12 protein-coding genes are annotated in these 12,470 nt (G+C 65.7%); 1 reads left to right on the top strand and 11 read right to left on the bottom strand.

From position 1 onward, the window contains the following. Positions 1 to 11: 11 nt before the first annotated feature. From CKW46_RS12550 to aldR, 4 genes are all read right to left on the bottom strand, one after another. The gene (locus CKW46_RS12550; protein ID WP_015355281.1) at positions 12 to 1,772 is read right to left on the bottom strand and encodes an SDR family oxidoreductase; all 1,761 of its coding nucleotides are present in this window, start codon (positions 1,770 to 1,772) and stop codon (positions 12 to 14) included. 5 nt (positions 1,773 to 1,777) lie between these two features. After that, positions 1,778 to 2,695 carry a metal-dependent hydrolase gene (locus CKW46_RS12545; protein ID WP_482053214.1) on the bottom strand — a complete coding sequence of 306 codons (918 nt, stop codon included), beginning with the start codon at positions 2,693 to 2,695 and terminating at the stop codon, positions 1,778 to 1,780. A gap of 104 nt (positions 2,696 to 2,799) precedes the next feature. After that, positions 2,800 to 3,264, bottom strand: a complete 465-nt coding sequence (locus CKW46_RS12540) for an SRPBCC family protein (protein ID WP_117436846.1) — start codon at positions 3,262 to 3,264, stop codon at positions 2,800 to 2,802. Positions 3,265 to 3,292: 28 nt separating this feature from the next. Continuing rightward, complete coding sequence (aldR, locus tag CKW46_RS12535; RefSeq protein ID WP_117436845.1) at positions 3,293 to 3,808, bottom strand: HTH-type transcriptional regulator AldR; 516 nt, start codon at positions 3,806 to 3,808, stop codon at positions 3,293 to 3,295. A 117-nt stretch (positions 3,809 to 3,925) separates the two neighbouring features. On the opposite strand from aldR, the gene ald reads away from it, so the two are divergent. Next, positions 3,926 to 5,041 (top strand): alanine dehydrogenase, encoded by a 1,116-nt coding sequence (ald, locus tag CKW46_RS12530; RefSeq protein WP_086085009.1) that lies wholly within the window; start codon positions 3,926 to 3,928, stop codon positions 5,039 to 5,041. A 76-nt stretch (positions 5,042 to 5,117) separates the two neighbouring features. Here the strand turns inward: ald and CKW46_RS12525 are convergent, their stop codons facing one another. The 7 genes from CKW46_RS12525 to CKW46_RS12495 form a co-directional block, all read right to left on the bottom strand. Continuing rightward, the gene (locus CKW46_RS12525; RefSeq protein WP_012393719.1) at positions 5,118 to 6,152 is read right to left on the bottom strand and encodes a nitronate monooxygenase; all 1,035 of its coding nucleotides are present in this window, start codon (positions 6,150 to 6,152) and stop codon (positions 5,118 to 5,120) included. Positions 6,153 to 6,156: 4 nt separating this feature from the next. Beyond that, entirely contained in the window at positions 6,157 to 7,473 is a 1,317-nt protein-coding gene (locus CKW46_RS12520; protein ID WP_015355278.1) for a M16 family metallopeptidase, read from the bottom strand. Beyond that, the gene (locus tag CKW46_RS12515; RefSeq protein WP_015355277.1) at positions 7,451 to 9,739 is read right to left on the bottom strand and encodes a polyribonucleotide nucleotidyltransferase; all 2,289 of its coding nucleotides are present in this window, start codon (positions 9,737 to 9,739) and stop codon (positions 7,451 to 7,453) included. Before CKW46_RS12515 ends, CKW46_RS12520 begins: the two co-directional genes overlap by 23 nt. Before the next feature lie 370 nt (positions 9,740 to 10,109). Next, positions 10,110 to 10,508: an SMI1/KNR4 family protein gene (locus tag CKW46_RS12510; RefSeq protein ID WP_012393716.1), complete on the bottom strand. Its 399-nt coding sequence runs from the start codon at positions 10,506 to 10,508 to the stop codon at positions 10,110 to 10,112. A 34-nt stretch (positions 10,509 to 10,542) separates the two neighbouring features. Then, the gene (gene lppU / locus CKW46_RS12505; protein WP_482053213.1) at positions 10,543 to 11,076 is read right to left on the bottom strand and encodes an LppU family putative lipoprotein; all 534 of its coding nucleotides are present in this window, start codon (positions 11,074 to 11,076) and stop codon (positions 10,543 to 10,545) included. Positions 11,077 to 11,087: 11 nt separating this feature from the next. After that, entirely contained in the window at positions 11,088 to 11,357 is a 270-nt protein-coding gene (gene rpsO, locus CKW46_RS12500; RefSeq protein WP_011740180.1) for a 30S ribosomal protein S15, read from the bottom strand. Between the two features lie 125 nt (positions 11,358 to 11,482). Further along, positions 11,483 to 12,457 carry a bifunctional riboflavin kinase/FAD synthetase gene (locus CKW46_RS12495; RefSeq protein WP_252872524.1) on the bottom strand — a complete coding sequence of 325 codons (975 nt, stop codon included), beginning with the start codon at positions 12,455 to 12,457 and terminating at the stop codon, positions 11,483 to 11,485. Positions 12,458 to 12,470 lie beyond the last annotated feature (13 nt).

The following is a 12,470-nucleotide window of genomic DNA, read 5'->3' as shown; positions in this document are numbered from 1 at the left end:
TCCCCAACTTTCTACCGCTGCCGGATGTCCAAGCGTGCGAACATCCGAATCATCGACGGGCTGATGCGCCGCATCGCGTAGCCCACCTTGGATTCCGCGGCCACCGGCAACACGGCCGGCCCGGACCTGATGGCCTTCACGATCGCCCTTGCGGTCGCTTCCGGGGTGAAATTACGACGCCGATAGGCCGCGTCCGCCTTCTGCCGGGCGCGCTCTTGTTGCTCGGTCGACATCCCGGCGTAGACAGTGCTCTTGGCGATGTTGGTGTTGACGAAGCCCGGGCACACCGCTGTGACGCTGATGCCTTCGTCGGCTAGGTCGGCGCGCAACGCTTCGCTGAACCCCAGCACCGCGGCCTTGGTGGTGCTGTAGGCGACCATCGATTTCGACGGGAGATACGCGGCGGCCGACGCGATGTTGATGATCGTTCCGCCCTGACCGCGCTCGACCATCTGGGCACCGAATGCTCGGCTCCCGCTGATGACGCCACCGACATTGATCCCCAGGATCGCGTCCCAGTGCTGCGGGGTCGTCTCCAAAAACCTGCCCGCCATCCCGATTCCGGCGTTGTTCACCAGGATGTCGACGACACCATGTTCGTCAAGGACTTGCGCGGCAAGGTCGTTCATCGCCGTTTCGTCGCTGACATCGACCTGGTACACGGCCGCCGCCGCGCCCGCGGCGCGCACCTGTGTTGCGCTCTCGTTGGCCGCGGCAAGGTCACGGTCGGCGATTATCACCATGCGGGCGCCCTGGCGCGCCAGCTCCACCGCGGTGGCTCGGCCGATGCCCGCACCCGCCCCGGTGACCAAAGCGAGCTGACCGCGCACCTCACCCGGACCCGCGCGCACCACGGTCGCCGCGGCGTCGCCCGTACCCGCAACGACCCGGTCCACCCAGTCGGCGGTCAGCCGTGCGACCACGTCCGGACGCGAGGTCACCACCCAGTGCCCGCCCTCGATCGGGACCACCCTGCCGCCGCCCGGAATCGCGCCGGTGAAACGTTGCAGAGCCGGCGTCACGAACATGTCTTTCCTGGGCACCAACACCTGAACCGGCACGCTCGTCTGCGGGAGTGACGACCCATCGGTGACAAATCCGGCGGGCATGTTGGCCCGATAGAGGTTGAGCGCGTTCACATAGTCCCCGATCGAGCGCGGCGTCTGACCACGCTGACTGCGGGTGCTCGATTGACCGATACGCTCAAACGCCCCAACGAGTTTCACCCCGATGCCGGAACGGAAGAAGAGTTCCGGCACGACCGGGCACAAGAAGAACCCGATGTATCCTGAACTGGCAAGCTGCCTGGCAACCTGGGCCGCCGAGCGGGGGGTGCGCCCCGAGCGCAGGAACGCACCCGCGTACTGCAGGTGCGGGCCCGAGATAGAGGTAAATGAGGCGACCTTTTCCATGACCGAGTCGGCGGTCACCGCGGCCCAGCCCTGAATCGAGCCCCAATCGTGTGCCAGCAGGTGCACCCGATCGACGCCCAGGCTGTCGATCACCGCGCCGGTGTCAGAAACCAGCTGTTCCAGCCGGTACCCGGAACGACTGGCAGGACAGGATGATTCGCCGGAGCCGCGCACGTCATAGGCAACCACGTTGTAGCGATCGCCGAGCAGCTCGGCCACCGGATCCCACAGGTGGTGGTTATCGGGCCAGCCGTGAATGGCCAAAATGGTCGGGCACTGCGGATCTAGCGGCGTGTAGTGATACACAGCCAGGGTGGCGCCGTCGGATGCGGTGATTCCCGTTCGCGAAGCGGTGTTCATTGGCCTCAGTGCGACGCCCGGGCGGCGGGAGAGACGGCCAGGTAGTCGACGGCCCGCTCGAGTCCACCCAACTGCGAGGGGTGAAAGCCCGGCTTGTAGTAGTCGCCTACCACCCGGATCAGTCGCCACGGGCCGGGCGTCAGACCGCGACGCCTGGACCTGACGTAGTCCCGCCACCGTGGTTTGGTGCCCGGCGCCAGCAGCGGATCCACCGTATACATGAACCGGACCCCGCGAATCCACAGCAACAGCATCACCGGCGTCACGGCCAGCTGCGCACGCACTTGCCGCCAATACCCCGCGCGCAGGTGCTTCATGGTGTCGAACGCCACCGCCTTGTGCTCGACCTCTTCTGCGCCGTGCCACCGGAGCATGTCCAGCATCACCGGGTCGGTGCCGACCACGTCGAGTTGCGGCGAGTTCAGAATCCACTCCCCCAATACGGCGGTGTAGTGCTCGATTGCCGCGATGAAGGAGACCTGCTCCAGCAGCCAGCGGTGCCGTTGTCGCGGATTGCGTCCCGGCTTCTCCGCCAGCAGCTTCCCGAACAGCCACCTGATCTGGTCGGTATAAGGCGTCACGTCCACGCCCTGGGCCTCGAAGTGGGCCAGCACACCGGAGTGTGCCTGGGAGTGCATCGCCTCCTGGCCGATGAACCCCTGCACATCCAGCCGCAGCTGATCATCCTTGATCAATGGCAACGTCTTCTTGAAGACCTCGACGAAGAATTCCTCGCCGGCGGGCAGCAGCAGGTGCAGCACGTTGAGCACATGGGTGGGCAGCGGCTCGTTGGGAACGTAATGAAACGGCAGGTTCGCCCAGTCGAACTCGACATCGCGAGCCTCGAGAACGAGACGCTCGTGGTCGGCCGCACCCGATTCTCCAGAGTGCGGCCCCACTGCGCGGTTATCGACGGTGAACATAAGGCCCCCTTGCCTTGGACGTTTACATTAACGCCTCATATGTCGCCTCAATAGACAACTCGTGCTCGCAAGTATAGTGATGCAATCCCCCGATGGTGAAGAACTCAGTCGCCAGCCTCAGCACGTTGCTTCAGGCGCTGCAGCGTGGTCGCGATGTGCTCGGCGTTTGTCGCGGCCCGATCCTTGACCCCGGTCGCCAGGCCGGCCACCTTGCGGAACCACCCAGGCCGCCGGTCCCAGGTGCTCTCGGTGACCCGGCAACCGCCATCGGCACCGACGATGTCGTACTGCCACCGCGACACCGGAATGAAGATGGAGTGGACATCGAACGCGAAGATCCGGCCCGGTTCCGCGTCGGTCACCGTGCAGGTCGTCTTCCAGCGCCGGCCACCGTTTCGGTTGTGGCCGACGAACACGGCCCCCTTACCGACTCCATCGCCTTTCTGCAGTTCCATCACCACCGCCTCCTCGGCCAGCGACGCCAGTGTCCTCAGGTCGGTGATCAGTCCGTACACCCGCTCGGGGGTGGCATCGATCTCGACAGTGGCCGCCACAGAAGGCTTGGTCATTGGGTGATCATAACCAGGGCGGACCGGCCTAAAGGGGCGCGGCCCCGCGTAGATGTTCGAAGATCAGCGACGTTTGGGTGCCCGCGACGTTGATGTCCGCGTTGAGGTTCTCCACCACAAATGAGCGCAGGTCATCGGTGTCCCGAGCGGCGACATGCAACAGAAAGTCTTCGGCACCGGCCAGGAAGTAGACATCCATCACCTGTCGCTTGCGGCAGATCTGCTGAATGAAGCTGCGAATCTTGCCACGGGCGTTGGCCTGCAGGCTGACCGAGATCATCGCCTGCAGCGGTTGGCCCACCGCGACGGGGTCGATATCGGTGTAAAACCCGCGGATCACGCCGAGATCGACCAGTCGGCGAACCCGGCCGTGGCATGTCGAAGGCGCGATCCCGACCGCCTGGGCCAGGGCATTGTTGGTGATCCTGGCATCGCCATGCAGCAGCAGCAGGATCTTGCGGTCCATGTCGTCAAGCACAGCGGGCCGAACATCCTTCGGCGAGTCTCCCTCTCGGCCGCTAGATCCCGTTAGGTCATCAGACATGCATCCACATTACAGAATTATCATCAGTGTAATTGCATAACTTCCGAAGTTTTTTCACACTTATGGAACCGCGTCACACAAGCCCGTCAAACCCCCACCAAATCGGCAGGAGCGAATATGCGAGTCGGTATTCCAACCGAAACCAAAGACAACGAATTCCGGGTTGCGATCACCCCGGCCGGCGTCGCCGCCTTGACCAAGCGCGGCCACGAGGTGCTGATCCAGGCCGGCGCCGGAGAAGGCTCCGCCATCTCCGACTCCGACTTCAAGGCCGCCGGTGCCCAGCTGATCAGCACCGCCGACCAGGTGTGGGCGGATGCGGACCTGCTGCTCAAGGTCAAGGAACCGATCGAGTCCGAGTACGGCCGGCTGCGCCGGGGCCAGACCCTGTTCACCTACCTGCACCTGGCCGCCTCGCGCCCCTGCACCGATGCCCTGCTGAAGTCCGGCACCACGTCCATCGCCTACGAGACGGTGCAGACCGCCGACGGCGCATTGCCGCTGCTGGCCCCCATGAGCGAGGTCGCCGGGCGCCTGTCCGCCCAGGCTGGGGCCTACCACCTGATGCGCACCCACGGCGGTCGCGGCGTGCTGATGGGCGGCGTCCCCGGCGTCAAGCCTGCCGACGTCGTGGTGATCGGCGCGGGCACGGCCGGCTACAACGCCGCCCGCGTCGCCAACGGCATGGGCGCGATGGTCACCGTGCTGGATGTCAACATCAACAAGCTCCGCCAGATCGACGCGGAGTTCGGCGGTCGCGTCCGGACCCGCTACTCGTCGACCCTCGACCTTGAGGATGCGGCAGTCAACGCCGACCTGCTGATCGGGGCCGTGCTGGTGCCCGGCGCCAAGGCACCCAAGTTGATTCCGAACTCGCTGGTAGCGCGGATGAAGAAGGGCGCCGTGCTGGTGGACATCTCCATCGACCAGGGCGGCTGCTTCGAGGACTCCCGGCCGACCACGCACACGTCGCCGACGTTCACCGTCCACGACACGGTGTTCTACTGCGTCGCGAACATGCCCGGCGCCGCGCCCCGCACGTCGACCTACGCGCTGACCAACGCGACCATGCCCTACGTGCTCAAGCTCGCCGACCTGGGTTGGCAAGCGGCCTGCCTCTCGGATTCCGCACTGGCTAAAGGCCTTTCGACTCACGAAGGCGCGCTGCTGGCAGATCACGTGGCCGCCGACCTCGACCTGCCGTTCACCGACCCGGCGAGCGTGCTCGGCTAACCGAATCACAACCGACGCTGGCCACCTGCCCACCATGCAGGTGGCCAGTGTCGCGTCGGGGGCCGTTGGGCCGGACCTACAGCGACCACACGTCCGGCGCCAGGGCGGCAACGATGTCGGCCGCCGGTCCCGCCTGGGCCGCCCGGTAGGCCGTCCCCGCCCACAGGTTTGTTCCGTGGGGGTCGTCCGCCTCGATCGCCGCCGCCCGGATGGGCTTGGTCATCTGATTGACCTCCGGATAGCCGAGCGGCGCGACCCGGTCAAGCAGTCGAGTGAAGTTGTTCGCCAGCCCTCGCGCATAGCGGCCGGAGAAAGCACGGGTGACTAGCGTGGAGTCGAACTCCGGGTTCTTCAGGGCAACTCGGTGCACCGAGCTGGTACCCGCTTCATCAGCAAGCAACAGCGCCGTCCCCACCTGTGCAGCAACCGCTCCCCTGCGCAGCACGGCTGCCACTTCGTCGGCGGTACCAAGACCGCCCGCCGCGATCAGCGGCACATCGTGGGTATGGCCGATGTGATCGAGTAGTTGGTGCAGGGACTCCTCGCCCGGCTCCGTATCCGGCGCGAACGTACCGCGATGCCCGCCCGCGCCGGGGCCCTGAACCACCAGGTTGTCAGCGCCGGCCGCGATGGCCACCCCGGCCTCATAAGCCGACGTCACCGTGACCGAAACCAACAAACCCAGCGCACTGAGCTGGCGGACCACATCGGGCGGCGGCGCACCGAAGGTGAACGACACCAGCTCCGGACGAATGTCGGCCACGACTTCGAGCTTGCGTTCCCACTCGTCGTCATCACCGTGAATGGGTTGTCCCACCTCGACGTGGTAGTACTCGGCGACCTCCGCGAGTTCTTCTGCGTAGTACTCCAGCTGCAACCAGTCGGCGACGCTGGGCTGGGGCACAAAGATATTGGCTCCGATCGGGCCGGTGGTGGCGGCCCGCGCAGCGGAGATGTCATCGGCGAACTGGTCGGCGGTCCGATACCCGCCAGCGACGAAGCCCAGCCCGCCCGCGTTCGACACGGCCGCGGCCAAGGCCGGGGTTCCTGGGCCGCCCGCCATCGGAGCACCCACGATGGGTACCGCGATGTCCCAGAAACCCAGTACCATCGACCTAATTTACCATCGCTCGAAGTTGTTGCGGCAGCTGTCGTTTCGAGGTATACGGGCCGAGAACCGCGGCGCCGTATCGTTTCACCAGCAGCCGGCGGGCCAGTGCGTTGACCTCGTCGACCGTGACCCGATCGATTTGCTGCAAAGTGTGTTCGATAGTGCGGTGCTTGCCGTAGTTCAATTCGCTGCGGCCGATGCGGCTCATTCGCGAGCTGGAATCCTCTAGCCCCAGCACCAGCCCGCCACGCAGCGAACCCTTGGCAATACGGCATTCGGACTCGGTGATGCCGTCGCGTGCCACCGCCTCCAGCACCTCTCTGGTCACGCGCATCACTTCGGCGAAACGTTCCGGAAGACAGGCGGCATACACCGACAGCGCTCCACTGTCAGCGAAGATGTCCAGCGCCGAATAGACCGAATAGGCAAGACCGCGGGACTCGCGGATCTCCTGGAACAGCCGCGAGCTCAATCCGCCGCCGAGCGCGGTATGCAGCACCGACAAAGCCCAGCGGTGCTCCCAGCCACGTCCGGGCGTGCGGACTCCCAACGACACGTGGGTCTGTTCGGCTTCCCGGTCCGCCAGCACCAGCTGCGGGGTGCCTTTGACCCGGCCCGTGCCCTTGCGCGGGGCGACGGGCCGGCGGCCGCGGACCAAGCGTGGCCCGAAGTGCTCGCGCACCAACCCGACCACCTGGTTGTGGTCGACATTGCCGGCTACCGCGACGACCATCCGATCCGGTGTGTAGCGGCGCATGTGAAACGAGTGCAGCTGGGCTCGCGTCATCGCCGAGACGGATTGCGTACTGCCGATCACCGGCCGGCCGACCGGATGGTCACCGTACATGGCCGTCAAGAACATGTCCGCCAGTGCGTCCTCGGGGTCATCGTCGCGCATCGCGATCTCCTCGAGAACGACGTCACGTTCCAGCTCGACATCGTCGGCGGCGCAGCGTCCGTTGAGCACCACGTCGGCCACCAGTTCCACGGCCAGCTCTAGGTCGTTGTCGAGCACGTGCGCGTAGTAGCAGGTGTGCTCCTTGGCGGTGAACGCGTTGAGCTCCCCACCGACGGCGTCCATCGCCTGAGCGATGTCCACCGCGGTGCGGGTCGGGGTCGACTTGAAGAGCAGGTGCTCGAGGAAGTGCGCGGCACCGGCCACCGTCGTGCCCTCGTCCCGCGACCCGACCCCTACCCAGACCCCGACCGACGCGGAGCGCACCGCAGGCAGGTATTCGGTGACGACCCGCAGACCGCCCGGCAGTGTGGTGCGGCGCAGTGCCGGGACGGCCGCAGGGTCAGCTGCTTGCCGTGGCGGCATCAGCCGGCGCCGGGGAATCGGCGGCCGCCGCAGCGGCTGAATCGTCGTCCTCGGCCACCAACACCAGCGAGATCTTGCCGCGCTTGTCGATGTCGGCGATCTCCACCCGCAGCTTGTCGCCGACATTGACGACGTCCTCGACCTTGGCGATGCGCTTGCCCTTGCCCAGCTTGGAGATGTGCACCAGGCCATCGCGACCGGGCAGCAGCGACACAAAGGCACCGAAGTCGGTCGTCTTGACCACCGTGCCCAGGAACCGCTCACCAACGGTAGGCAGTTGCGGGTTGGCGATGGCGTTGATCTTGTCGATGGCAGCCTGAGCCGACGGCCCGTCGGTGGCGCCGACGAACACGGTGCCATCGTCCTCGATGGAGATTTGCGCGCCGGTCTCCTCGGTGATCGAGTTGATGACCTTGCCCTTGGGCCCGATCACCTCACCGATCTTGTCCACCGGAACCTTGATGGTGGTCACCCGAGGCGCGTACGGGCTCATCTCGTCGGGCGTGTCAATGGCCTCGGCCATGACCTCGAGGATGGTCAGGCGCGCATCCTTCGCCTGGGCCAGCGCACCGGCCAGAACCTGCGACGGGATCCCATCGAGCTTGGTGTCCAGCTGCAGTGCAGTGACGAAGTCCTTGGTTCCGGCGACCTTGAAGTCCATGTCACCGAACGCGTCTTCGGCGCCCAGGATGTCGGTCAAGGTGACGAAACGGCGCTCGGTCTTGCCGTCCACCTCGACATCGTCGGACACCAGGCCCATGGCGATACCGGCCACCGGCGCCTTCAACGGCACGCCGGCGTTGAGCAGCGCCAGCGTCGAAGCGCACACCGACCCCATCGAGGTCGAGCCGTTGGAACCCAGCGCTTCGGATACCTGGCGAATGGCGTACGGGAATTCCTCAACGCTGGGCAGCACCGGCATCAGCGCCCGCTCCGCCAGCGCACCGTGCCCGATCTCCCGTCGCTTGGGCGAACCGACCCGGCCGGTCTCACCAGTGGAGAACGGCGGGAAGTTGTAGTGGTGCATGTACCGCTTGGTGGTCTCCGGCCCCAGCGAGTCGATCTGCTGCGCCATCTTGACCATGTCGAGCGTGGTCACGCCGAGAATCTGGGTCTCACCGCGCTCGAATAGCGCGCTGCCGTGGGCCCGCGGAACCAGGGCGACTTCGGCCGACAATGCGCGGATGTCGGTGATGCCGCGGCCGTCGATGCGGAAGTGATCGGTGACGATGCGCTGCCGTACCAGCTTCTTGGTCAGCGAGCGGAACGCGGCGCCGATCTCTTTTTCCCGGCCCTCGTAGGTGTCGGCCAGCCGTTCGAGCACCTCGGCCTTGATTTCCTCGGTGCGCTGGTTTCGTTCGGCCTTACCACCGATGGTCAACGCCGCGGCCAGTCCATCGGTAGCCACCGAGGACACCACGTAGTAGACGTCGTCGCCGTATTCGGGGAACACCGGATATTCGGCACCGGTCTTGGCGGTGGCCCCAGATGCGTCGGCCAGCTCCTGCTGCGCGGTGCACAGCGCCGCGATGAACGGCTTGGCCGCTTCCAGACCCTGCGCGACCACGCTCTCGGTCGGCGCCGGGGCGCCACCCTCAACCAGCTCGATGACCTTGTCGGTGGCCTCGGCCTCGACCATCATGATCGCGACGTCGGGCGTGCCGTCTTCCTCGGTGCCGACAATCCGTCCGGCAACCACCATGTCGAACACGGCGCGCTCGAGCTGCTCGACGTTGGGGAATGCGACCCACTGGCCGTCGATGAGGGCCACCCGCACGCCCCCGACGGGACCGGAGAACGGCAGCCCGGCCAGTTGGGTCGAGGCCGACGCGGCGTTGATCGCCACCACGTCGTACAGGTCGTTGGGGTCCAGGCTCAGGATCGTCACCACGACCTGGATCTCGTTGCGCAGTCCGTTGACGAACGACGGCCGCAGCGGGCGGTCGATGAGCCGGCAGGTCAGGATCGCGTCGGTGGAGGGGCGGCCCTCACGACGGAAGAACGAACCGGGGATGCGGCCGGCGGCATACATCCGCTCTTCGACATCGACGGTCAGCGGAAAGAAGTCGAAATGCTCTTTGGGGTTCTTGCTGGCGGTGGTCGCCGACAGCAACATGTTCTCGTCGTCGAGGTATGCGACCACCGAGCCGGCGGCCTGCTGGGCCAATCGGCCAGTCTCGAAACGGATGGTGCGGGTGCCGAAGCTCCCGTTGTCGATGGTGGCGGTTGCTTCGAACACGCCTTCTTCAGTTTCAGCTACAGACATAACGTCCGTGCGGCCCTCTCTGGGTTATTCAGCTGTTTCGCGGCGTCACACGCAACCCGATGAGTTTGCAGGACTCCTCGCGGACCCAGATGGGCCGGCCTGGATGCGGCTACGGCCGTCGATCGAAGCGGCCGGACTTTCCCCAGATCCGGGGTGCCCGGCAGCCACTACCGAAGACCGCCCGATACAGGCAGGGCTGCTCCCTCGGACATACGTAGCGACTCGCTGGAACGGCGCACGCGGATCTGCGTGAACCGCACCACAGTGCCTGGGCCGAATGGGCCCAGAACTTCCTCACTGTACACCGGCCAATTCGCCACGATGCCCGGCCATGATGGGAACCTGTCGACGATTATCGAGGGCTCCGGTTCTAAGCCAATTCCAGTTCCGTGAAATCGTCGGCGACCTTCTCGAGCTCGCCCAACTCGTGGTCCCAGCAGAAGACCTCGTCGCGCAATGCCGAACCATTCACACCAGGCAACAAGACGAGCCGGTCGCCGCAACCGTTGGCCCCAATGGCGACGGCGTTGACCGGAAAGCCGAACCATTCCTTGGAGCTTGCCGTCTCGCGGACAATGTCATTGCAGGTCCGCTTCAGCCGCTGTTTGTCGCTCGTGTCGAAGAAGGGGTGCAAGTCCCAGACGTCCGACGACGTCTCGACAGCCCCACCGTTATCGGCCATCATCTTCGCCCGGAACGCCGCGGGGAAGGTAACTCCGAGCTTCTCCTCGGTGTCGAGGATGTACTTCTCAGCGACCGGGAAGGGCATCAACTTCTCCTGATGGAACGATCAAACTCACCCACTACGTCTGGGAACTGCCGCCGACGTCCTCCACACAGACAACGAACCGCCGTTCGGTGTAGGTGTAGCCCACACCGCTGGCGCACTGATCCACGGTGACCGGGGATGCGACATCTTGGAGAATCTGGGTGGCCCGTTGCCGGTGCGGCGCCGACGCGTCGTTGCAGCCCACTCGAAACGGGTCGGTCTTGTGGTCCGGGTCGACACTCATACAACTGCCCAGCACCCAGTCGACGTCCAGGCACAGGGTGCTGTTTGCGTCGCCCAGCACGTTGCGGCTGGAGTACGACGAATCCACGTCGGCCGGGCACTCCGTGTGGTCGGTCCCATCCTTGGCGACGGCAACGACCTTGAAGTTGGAGTCCTCGCTGCCGCACGCGGCCTTGGTGGCCTGCGGCCGGTCCGGCGGTCCGGCAAGTTTGAGGCAGTCACCCACCGCCAGGTCGGCGGCCTTGGTGGTTGACGAGCAACCCACCAAGACGCCGGATGCCGGCACCGCCAGAACCATCAGCACGGCCAAGAACAAGGCGCGCATCGCGCCGGGGGTCAGCGACGCAGGCCCAGCCGCTCAATGAGCGAGCGATAGCGCTGCACATCGATCTGGGAGATGTACTTGATCAGCCGGCGCCGGCGCCCCACCAGGAGCAGCAGTCCACGCCGCGAGTGGTGGTCGTGCTTGTGCACCTTGAGGTGCTCGGTGAGGTCAGAGATCCGCTTGGTCAGCAGCGCAATCTGCGCCTCCGGGGATCCGGTGTCGGTCTCATGAAGACCGTAGGAATTCAGAATTTCCTTTTTCTGCTCGGCAGTCAGCGCCACGAAACATCTCCATCAATTGGTCCGCGATCAGGGATTAGCCGGCGCGGCCACCGCGAACCGCAGCACGCGCCGATGTCGTCGGGCAGTCTAGCAGCGGTGTGGCCGACAGACACAAACGCCGCGGGTCAGCCGGTCGACAGCAGGACCCGGCTCCGTTCAGTATCCGCCCCGATCTCGGCGACCAATTCGGGCACGGAAGCGAATTTCTTCTGGCCTCGGATGCGGGCAACAAAGTCCAGCGCCACGTGCTGACCGTAGAGGTCCGCGGCGGTGTCCAGGACAAACGCCTCGACCGTGCGGGTGCGTCCGGAGAACGTCGGGTTGGTCCCGACCGAGACGGCCGCCTGGTAACGCTCCCCCGGTATGACCGCGCCGGTCACCGGGCCGTGTCCCAGGACGGTGAACCAGGCGGCGTAGACCCCGTCGGCCGGTATGGCCGAATACATCGGCGGCGCAACGTTAGCGGTGGGGAACCCCAGTTCGGCGCCACGCCCGTAGCCGCGGACCACGACGCCCTCGACACGATGCGGGCGGCCCAGGGCTTCGGTGGCCGCCATGACATCACCGGCGTCCACACACGACCGGATGTAGGTGGACGAGAACGTCACGGTCTCGTTGCTGTGGTGCTCGGACACCAGCGACATGGCCTCCACGGCGAACCCGAATCGCTCGCCGGCGTGGCGCAGGGTGTCGACGCTGCCGGCCGCCTTCTTGCCGAAGGTGAAGTTCTCACCGACCACGACCTCGACCACGTGCAGGTGCTCGACCAGCAGTTCGTGGATGAAGCGATCCGGTGTGAGCTTCATGAAATCGGTGGTGAACGGCATCACCAGGAACACGTCGATGCCCAGCTCTTCGACCAATTCAGCGCGACGGGTCAGCGTCGTCAGCTGCGCCGGGTGGCTGCCGGGGTAGACCACTTCCATCGGGTGTGGATCGAAGGTCATCATCACGGTCGGCACGCCGCGCGCCCTGCCGGCCTTCACGGCGTGCGCGATCAACTCGGCATGCCCGCGGTGCACACCGTCGAATACCCCGACGGTGAGCACGCACCTGCCCCAGTCCGTGGGGATCTCGTCCTGGCCACGCCACCGCTGCACAACCGCAAGCCTA

The organism is Mycobacterium liflandii (assembly GCF_022354805.1).
In the GTDB taxonomy this organism is placed as follows: domain Bacteria; phylum Actinomycetota; class Actinomycetes; order Mycobacteriales; family Mycobacteriaceae; genus Mycobacterium; species Mycobacterium marinum.
The sequence above is the reverse complement of the archived record's forward strand: the minus strand, read 5'-3'. Positions and strand labels throughout refer to the sequence as shown.

What these genes read in the sequence shown, in the direction of transcription:
- CKW46_RS12550 (WP_015355281.1), bottom strand. Translation starts at nt 1,772, where the DNA reads ATGAACACCGCTTCGCGAACGGGAATCACCGCATCCGACGGCGCCACC.
- CKW46_RS12545 (WP_482053214.1), bottom strand. Translation starts at nt 2,695, where the DNA reads ATGTTCACCGTCGATAACCGCGCAGTGGGGCCGCACTCTGGAGAATCG.
- CKW46_RS12540 (WP_117436846.1), bottom strand. Translation starts at nt 3,264, where the DNA reads ATGACCAAGCCTTCTGTGGCGGCCACTGTCGAGATCGATGCCACCCCC.
- aldR (WP_117436845.1), bottom strand. Translation starts at nt 3,808, where the DNA reads ATGTCTGATGACCTAACGGGATCTAGCGGCCGAGAGGGAGACTCGCCG.
- ald (WP_086085009.1), top strand. Translation starts at nt 3,926, where the DNA reads ATGCGAGTCGGTATTCCAACCGAAACCAAAGACAACGAATTCCGGGTT.
- CKW46_RS12525 (WP_012393719.1), bottom strand. Translation starts at nt 6,152, where the DNA reads ATGGTACTGGGTTTCTGGGACATCGCGGTACCCATCGTGGGTGCTCCG.
- CKW46_RS12520 (WP_015355278.1), bottom strand. Translation starts at nt 7,473, where the DNA reads ATGCCGCCACGGCAAGCAGCTGACCCTGCGGCCGTCCCGGCACTGCGC.
- CKW46_RS12515 (WP_015355277.1), bottom strand. Translation starts at nt 9,739, where the DNA reads ATGTCTGTAGCTGAAACTGAAGAAGGCGTGTTCGAAGCAACCGCCACC.
- CKW46_RS12510 (WP_012393716.1), bottom strand. Translation starts at nt 10,508, where the DNA reads ATGCCCTTCCCGGTCGCTGAGAAGTACATCCTCGACACCGAGGAGAAG.
- lppU (WP_482053213.1), bottom strand. Translation starts at nt 11,076, where the DNA reads ATGCGCGCCTTGTTCTTGGCCGTGCTGATGGTTCTGGCGGTGCCGGCA.